The sequence below is a fragment of the Methylibium sp. genome, assembly GCF_013817365.1.
GTDB lineage: Bacteria > Pseudomonadota > Gammaproteobacteria > Burkholderiales > Burkholderiaceae_C > Methylibium.
The window spans coordinates 1-7,598 of record NZ_JACDCU010000175.1 but is presented as its reverse complement, the minus strand read 5'-3'; the positions used below and the strand labels follow the sequence as shown (position 1 = coordinate 7,598).

The window sequence follows — 7,598 nt, the reverse complement described above, 5'->3', positions numbered from 1 at the left end:
CTGCTGGAAGAACGGGTGGCCGAGTCGACGATGCAGCGCAGCCAGCTCGAAGGGCTGATCCAGTCGCTGGCCCGTTCGGGCCAGGAAAGCCTCCTCGTGGACATCGAAGGCGGTATTCGCGTGGCCGTGCAGCAGACCGCCATCACCGGCAGCGCCGAGCCGCTGGTCGCCGCGCTGACAGCGGCCGACGAGCGGCTGGCGCGCACCGAGCAGCCGCGTTTCGAGAACATACGCCGCGCCATTGCGCGCGACCTCGACCGCATCCGGTCGGTCGGCGTGGCAGACATCGCCTCGCTGGCGATCAAGCTCGACGAAGCGGTGCGCCTGGTGGACGACGCGCCGCTGCGTGTCATCGATGCGCCGGCCACGGCGGCCACACGCGCTGCGCTTCTTGCCGAGGCCCCTGTCTCCGCACCGCCCGCCGCCGCGTCGGCGCCCACTGCCGCTGCTTCGGCGTCCCCCACTGCCGCGTCGGCGTCAGCTGAGACCGCATCGGCATCACCCGCCGCCGCATCGCAAAACATGTGGGCTTGGTTGCCGACCAGCGCCGACGACTGGTGGCGCAGCGTGTGGCAAGAGGCCCGCGGGTTGGTGCGCGTAACCCGCATCGACCGGCCCGAGGCCATGCTGCTCGCGCCCGAGCAAAGCTTTTTCCTGCGTGAGAACCTCAAGCTCAGAATCCTGAACGCGCGTGTGGCGCTGCAAAGCCGCCAGTTCGATACGGCGCGGGCCGACTTGCAGGAGGCGGCCAGCGCAACGCAACGCTATTTCGACGCCGACGCGCGCAAGACCCTGTTGCTCGGCGAGCTGCTCCGCAGCGTGGCGGCCCAGGCCGGCGAGGCCGATCTGCCACGTCCCGATGAAACGCTGACCGCGCTCGATGCCGCGGCGCAGGGTCGGTGACGCTGTCTTCGCGTCGCGACAAGAGAGAGCAGCAGCGATGCGCGGCGTGATCTGGCTGTTGCTGCTTGCCATCGTGGCAGTCGTTGCGGCCGCGCTGCTCGGCCGCAATGACAACCTGGTGACGCTGTACTGGGCGCCCTGGCGGATCGATCTGTCGTTCAACCTGTTCATGGTGGCGCTGATCGCTTTTTGCCTCGTGTTCATGACGCTGGTGCGCACGCTCACCGCGCTGGTCGGGCTGCCGGGGCGCGCGCGTCAATGGCGCGTGGCGCGGCGTGACCGTGTGGCGCAGGCGGCCCTGCGCGAGGCGCTCTCGCAGTACTTCGGCGGTCGCTACAGCCGTGCTCACAAGGCGGCCCAGCGTGCCGTGACCATTCAAGTCGAGACGCCCGAGCTGGAGAAGGACAACGAGTTCACCGTGCTCGGTCACCTGCTGGCCGCCGGCAGCCTGCACCGGCTGCAGGACCGCACGGGACGCGATGAGGAGATGCGCCGGGCCTTCGAGCTCACGCGCGGCAGCGCGGCTGCGCGCGCCGCGGAGGAGGGCGCACGGCTGCTGGCCGCCGAATGGGCGCTCGATGATCGCGACGCCCGCCGCACCCTCGAACTGCTGGCGGAGTTGCCGCCCGGCGTGGCCCGCCGCACCCAGGCATTGCGCCTGAAGCTGCAGGCCGCCCGCCTCGCCGATGAGCCCATGGAAGCGCTCCGCACGGCGCGCCTGTTGGCCAAGCACCAGGGTTTCTCGCCGGCGGCGGCTCAGGGGCTGGTGCGCTCACTGGCGATCGAGACGCTGGGCAGCGCGCGCGATGCCGATCAGCTCAAGCGTGCCTGGCGCGAGCTCGACGCCAGCGACCGCCGCGACGTGCATGTCGCGGCGCACGCTGCCCGACAGCTGTCCGCCAGCGGCGCGACGGAGGAGGCGCGGCAATGGCTGCGCCCGTTCTGGGACCGCGTCACGCTGCTCGAGCGCGACGAACGCGACACCCTGGCGCTGGCACTGGCCGACACGGTCGAGGGCATCGGCCCCGAGTGGCTGCCTCGCCTGGAAGCGGCGTTGCAGGCCTGCCCCGGCGAGCCTGCGCTCACCTATGCGATGGGCCGTGCGTTGGTGGCGCGGCAAATCTGGGGCAAGGCCCGGCAGATGCTCGAAGAAGCCGGCGCCGACTCCGAGCTCCCCGCCGCTGCGCGCCGCCGGGCGTGGCTGCAGCTGGCCGGCATGGCCGAACACACCGGCGATGCACCGCGCGCCGCGACCTGTTTCCGCGCCGCCGCGTCAGCTGCCTGAGCAATGCGGCTTTTCCGCGCTGCTATACTGCGCGGCTCGATGCGGCTGTAGCTCAGTTGGATAGAGTACTTGGCTACGAACCAAGGGGTCGTGGGTTCGAATCCTGCCAGCCGCACCAACAAAATCAACGGGTTACGTCCGAAAGGCCGTAGCCTGTCACCTTTTGCGTGGGGAGTTTTTGGGGACTTGCGTCTTCACCTGCTCTCTCACAACGCCCGCTAGGTCCCTGCGGGTGAAGAACGTGCATCCCGTGCTGGCGTTGGAACGATCGAACGCAGCATCGCCACGGTCTGGTTCAGCCAAGCCACTTGGTTGGTCAGTCCGGCCGTCCAAGCCTCCGCGGCTGCAGCACGCGCGGAGCTCCCTTCCAAACGCGGCGGCCTGAAGCTCGCCGACATGCGCGCTGAGCACGGTTTTCGCTGAGCGTTCACCATCAATGTGGGCTTGAGTGCGGGCGACCAGCTTCTCGGCTTCGGTCGCGCGATGTTCGGCTTTTGCTTGACCAGTACGAGCCTGGTCTAGCTCCCGCTGCATCTTGCTGAGCCAAACGGTCTGTCGATTCGCGCACTTCCTCCACACGTCCGCCCGCCGCTTGCGCCTTCACTTGCGCGACGTGCAACTCGCGTTCCAGCGCACCGAGTTTTTCCAGTGCGGCCAGAAGTGCGGTTTTGAGCTCGGTGGTCTCGTTCGTCCGGTCGGAGAGCTGTCCAGCCATAGAGTCTCTTTGGGAGGCACGCATCTCAAGCTGATGGCTCAGTTCCTCTATGTGGCGACGAACGCCTCGGGTGCGGGACCGGGGCTCGCAACACGCTGGCGTCGCTCGCTGTGCTCGCGCACCCAGCGGCTGAGCTGGTTGGCATTGATCCCGCACTCGCGAGCCAGTCGCGACACTGACGCGCCCGGCCTGCCGCATGCGGCCACCAACTCGGCCTTGGCCGCCTCGTCGTACACACCGCGGCCATCGCTCTTGCGCCCGACCACGAGTCGGCGCGTCAAGTCTTCCAATTCGTCTGACATCACGTTCCCACGTTCACCTACGTGGGAACGTAGGGTGTCAGGCACCCTGGCCGCGATCAAGGACGCGGTTTATGGACCGCTTACGTTCGGCGAGCCGATAGGACGACCTGGACCGGGACGCTTGGCGAGTTCTCCACGGATGACGTCGGCGCTGGGGTCTTTCACGCCGTTCGCGCACAGCGCATTGGCTACTGCTGTCACCTCCTCATAAGTTACAGACGGTCGCGCCATGTTGAGCCTTATTAAGAGCACGCATACGATACGAACACGATACGAATCTGAACGCTACCAGTGCAAGCGCAGCCGACTTCGCGAGGCCACTGTTCACCAGCTCGATGGATGTGATGCCGGCTTATGTCGAGGACGCGTGGTCGACGGGCCGATGCACCACGGATTGTTCGAGCTTCTTTGCCCTTGCTTCCGCACGCAGGGTGAGGATTGACTTGTTGAGCTGACCTGTAGGGTTCTTGATGAGTTCAAGCGCGCGCACAAGCTCGCCGATGCTGGCGACCGCGTAATGGCTGGTCATCGAGCCTCCGGCGTGCCACAGAATGTCGGCGATTCCGCGCTGAGAAACTCCGGCTTCGCGCAGCCTTCCGCCGACGGTGTGGCGCAGGTCGTGAACATGCAGGTCACCGAGGCCTGCTTTCCTTCGAGCGGTTTGCCACGCCGTGTTGTTCATCGTTTCCACCGGCCGATACGTCATGGGCGGCACTTTGTACTTCTTCGTGATGGATTTGCGTTCACGTCGCCACACGAAGACGTTCTCAGGGTGGCGTCCCCGCATGCGTTCCACCGCGGACTGCGCAACCGTGTTGAGTACAAGTACCTTCTCGGACCTGCGGCCCTTGACGTGCGCCTCGGGAACCAGAAAGACGCTCACGCCAAGTTCGGGAATCGATAGTTCCCAGTCCCACCTCAAACTGACCACGACGTCATCGCGAGCGCCGGTGTTCAACATGAACAGTGCCATGTCTGCGAGATGATTGGGCAGAGCTTCTAGAAGCCGCGCCTGCTCATCCCAAGTGAGGGGTCGTGGAGGGCGTTGGTCGTCGACGGGCGTTTCGACGAACTTGGGCGGACGTTCAAGCAAGGCCAAGCCAGTTGCATCATCGCGCCACAGCGTTGCGGCCCTGTTCAGGACGGCCCGAACGGCGGATACCGACAGATTGATGGTCTTGGTCTTTCGCCCTTCGGCCCGTCTTGCGGCACGGAAGGTGTTCAAACTCGCGTCGTGAATCTTGTCGATGTCCAGGTGACCGAGGAAAGGCATGACGGCATCAAGATGGTAGACATCGGTCTTTGCAGACGGTTTTCCCAGCCAGTCGCTTTTCCTCGAGGAAGCGTGCGGCTGCGGCGCTGAACTTGACCTTCGGACGTTCCCCGAACTGCTTCTGACGTCGAAGGTTCTCGAGTTGATGAATCAACCATTCTTCAGCTTCTTGATGGCTCTCGAAGTGGTCGCGTAGTCGTACACCGCGGTAGCGCTTGTCGACCCAGTAGCGACCGGTCCCCTCGTCGCGATAGATGCCCGTTGAGCGTCCCATGATGTTTTAGTTCTCTTTTGGCTCGTCGGTATGCCGACCTTGGTCGGCGTTGGCGCCGGACCTTCCCAGAGCGCGGGCGTTCTCTGCTCGGGGCCTTGGCGTGACGACTTCAGTCGCTCAAACAGCGCATCGAGGTCCAAGCGGTCGTACAGGGTGGTCGTTCCAAGTCGTATTGACTGGAGTTCGCCTTTGAGGGCGTCGAATGCGCGGCGCTTTAGTCCCAAATAGCTCATGGCGGCTTCCGTGGAAAGCCCACGCGGAAGAACTGCAAGTGCATCTCGAGCACCCATGTCAGCTGCCGAGGGCTTGCGGTGCGCCGTTCGGGGATTTCGGAGAAAGGCTCTTGTCGAACCAGGAGGCGCTTACCCGTGGCTGCTGACACTCTGTGCAGGCGACGACCTCGTGCAGCCTGGCGGGCGCTTGCAACGGTGCGGGCGAGCTGTCCTCCTTGTCCCTTGAACGGTCGGGCGCGTATTGCATCGCCGTTAGGGCGGCAACGTTACGTTCTTGACGGCGAGTTCTCTGAGGGCGTTCGCTGACGATGTCGACGCCGAGCATCCGGAGCGGGAGCTCAGTGCCATTACCAGTCTCTACAATCGAATAGATAAGAGGCCCACAGTGTTGGTCAGGAAGCGGTGAGTCGTTCAATCTTGCGGTGTAGACGCACCGAGCTGCAGGAGAAGTATGCATGCTTTGAATGACAGTGGTAGAGTTCATCGCATCAAGGATATGCAGCTTTGTCGTTCTGTTCAATACGTCTGCGTATCAGGCACATTAAGAGGCACAAAATTCTAATCATGAGCAGAAACCGTCAAGAGACCCTTCAGTTCCGCCCGGCGGTCGTGGCGCTCGCCGCAGCTATCGAGACCAGAGGCGCCGCCGCTCTCGCGCAAGGGCAATTGGATGAATCTGCTGTCGAAATCACCATGCGACGTCGGACCGTGCACGTGTTTCTGGCCCATGAGTTGGGTCAATCTGCGGAGGCCGTTCGAAGGGAACTGCGTCGCTACGCAACCGGCAATCGCATGTGTGGCGCCCCGAAGTGCCTCCGACTGGTGGAGGCGGCTTCCAAGCTGGGATGGATACCAGCGGATGCCCGTGGCACCGGTGCAGAAGAATGGGTCCGGTGGTGTCGAATCGAGAGCGAGCGCCTAGACCGACAGAAGGCCGAAACGTCGGCAAGAAGCCGGCAGCGCAGGCGCGGTGCTCTTGAGGACCGAGTGCAAGACTTGGTGTCTTTTCTTTTTCAGTCGTCGTTAGCGGGTGAGCATGCCGAGGATGCCGCGAGGCTCTTGGATGTGGTTGTCGAGGCCACTTTGGCGACGCTGCTGAGGTCGGAGCAGTATTGGCAACCGAATGCCGAGGAAACGATTCGGCGGGCAAGTTCGTCGATACAGCGCCGTTTGCGAGTGGCAAAGGGCGAGATTCAGCTCAGGTGTCGGCTGCAACGCGATTACGACAAGGTAGCGATGGCCGATCTCCTCGAGAAACTGAGTGAGCAGGAAGACGTCTTTCAGCGCTTGGAGCGGGAGAAGAGGGCGAGCCTGCCAGCAGTCCTGGCAAGCCAGGTAAGTCCTTCTGACTTCAGCGCGCAGGCGCTTCGGCTAGGCATCGGGCGTGACCAGTTGCATCGAATTCTTGCTTGCCTTGAGACGGGAGAGGGGCTGAGCGAGGACGACTCGAAGCGTCGCCGGGAGTTAATCCGCGTCTACGCTGAATTGGCTGGCGTGAAGGGATACTGGCCATTCGTTCTTCGTCCGTTCCAAGCCGGAGAGCTCTCCACAAAACGCGCCCGAACGTGGGCGGAAGTGAAGGTGGCACTCGAAGCACGAAGGACAAAACGCAATGCGCCCGCTCTTTCGGCGAATAAGCCGGTAAAGCGCAAGGTAGCTGGCTCCAAGCGCTCAGGTTGATTCATTGAATGCCGCTGAAGCGCGGCGCCTGTGACAGCAGGCCGGAGTTGAAGTACCGCGGGCGGATGCAGAGCATCCTAGGTAGCGCTTCAGGGAAGCGACACCAAAACCCTCGGCCCGACGGCCAAGGCCTAGAAAATCAACAACTTGCACGACGCGCCAGGGGGTCGAGTCGCGAGCCAAGTGGCACCCCCAGGTGGCACCCCTAACTGTGCGCCGGCCCAACGAGTGACGTGATTCTAGACAGCGGCACAGACCGCCGCGGTGCTTTGCCACGCCCTGGGGAAGAACCGTCGCGTTGGGGGTCGACTGCACGGGGCTGCAGGTGCATGGCTCACGCGGCCTAGGCGACAGACCGGCAGTTCCAGCGTCTCCCACCCGCTTGCTTCGTCGATGCATGACTTGACCTCGCGGCTGACCGCCGGCGGATTGGCCGACGCGGCGCTTGGCATCGGCGGGCACCCGTGCGGCTCTCTGCGTTTGGGGGACCGCCGATCGGGTGCGGCCTCCGAGCGACCTCCGACGACGGACTCAGCCCACGACGTAAAAGCCGGCACCAATCCGGATGGCTCCTTCTTGTGGCCTCCGACGCACGGCCGGGGACTCGCGCCGCTATTTGTCCTCCCTGTCTGAGGGTCGAGCTCGGAACACTGCAGCTCCTCGACACCCCCAAGGAGCAGCTTCATGTACGACATCACCCGCTACGATGTCAGCGACCGGCGTAATCAGGCCACTTCGGAGTCGGCGTAATCAGGCCACTTGAGGTCTGGTCTGGCAGGTGGCGGAGTCGGCATCTGCCGGCCAGCGCGGAGTCGGCATATACCGGCCAGTGCGGAGTCGGCATATACCGGCCAGTGCCAGCGCCGAAGGCGTCTCGAAGCTTTTGATTTCCCAGGGGCCTACCTTCCGAGCTTTTTGCTCAGGAAGGCACCC

At 64.0% G+C, this 7,598-nt stretch carries 7 protein-coding genes and 1 tRNA gene; 4 read left to right on the top strand and 4 right to left on the bottom strand.

What is annotated here, in order from left to right:
- The 3 genes from H0W38_RS11760 to H0W38_RS11750 all read left to right on the top strand — a co-directional run.
- Positions 1–903, top strand: a 903-nt coding sequence (locus H0W38_RS11760; protein WP_292454157.1) for a uroporphyrinogen-III C-methyltransferase, incomplete at its 5' end; no start/stop codon positions are given.
- 37 nt (positions 904–940) lie between these two features.
- Positions 941–2,188, top strand: a complete 1,248-nt coding sequence (locus H0W38_RS11755; protein ID WP_292454155.1) for a heme biosynthesis HemY N-terminal domain-containing protein — start codon at positions 941–943, stop codon at positions 2,186–2,188.
- A 41-nt stretch (positions 2,189–2,229) separates the two neighbouring features.
- Positions 2,230–2,306: transfer RNA gene (locus H0W38_RS11750), tRNA-Arg, on the top strand.
- Positions 2,307–2,621: 315 nt separating this feature from the next.
- Here the strand turns inward: H0W38_RS11750 and H0W38_RS11745 are convergent.
- The 4 genes from H0W38_RS11745 to H0W38_RS11730 form a co-directional block, all read right to left on the bottom strand.
- Entirely contained in the window at positions 2,622–2,903 is a 282-nt protein-coding gene (locus tag H0W38_RS11745; protein ID WP_292454153.1) for a hypothetical protein, read from the bottom strand.
- 47 nt (positions 2,904–2,950) lie between these two features.
- Positions 2,951–3,205, bottom strand: a complete 255-nt coding sequence (locus H0W38_RS11740; RefSeq protein ID WP_292454152.1) for a transposase — start codon at positions 3,203–3,205, stop codon at positions 2,951–2,953.
- Positions 3,206–3,557: 352 nt separating this feature from the next.
- Entirely contained in the window at positions 3,558–4,478 is a 921-nt protein-coding gene (locus H0W38_RS11735) for a tyrosine-type recombinase/integrase (protein WP_292454151.1), read from the bottom strand.
- A gap of 7 nt (positions 4,479–4,485) precedes the next feature.
- Positions 4,486–4,752, bottom strand: a complete 267-nt coding sequence (locus H0W38_RS11730) for a hypothetical protein (RefSeq protein WP_292454150.1) — start codon at positions 4,750–4,752, stop codon at positions 4,486–4,488.
- Positions 4,753–5,549: 797 nt separating this feature from the next.
- Between H0W38_RS11730 and H0W38_RS11725 the strand changes: the two genes are divergently transcribed.
- Positions 5,550–6,665: a hypothetical protein gene (locus H0W38_RS11725; RefSeq protein WP_292454149.1), complete on the top strand. Its 1,116-nt coding sequence runs from the start codon at positions 5,550–5,552 to the stop codon at positions 6,663–6,665.
- Positions 6,666–7,598 lie beyond the last annotated feature (933 nt).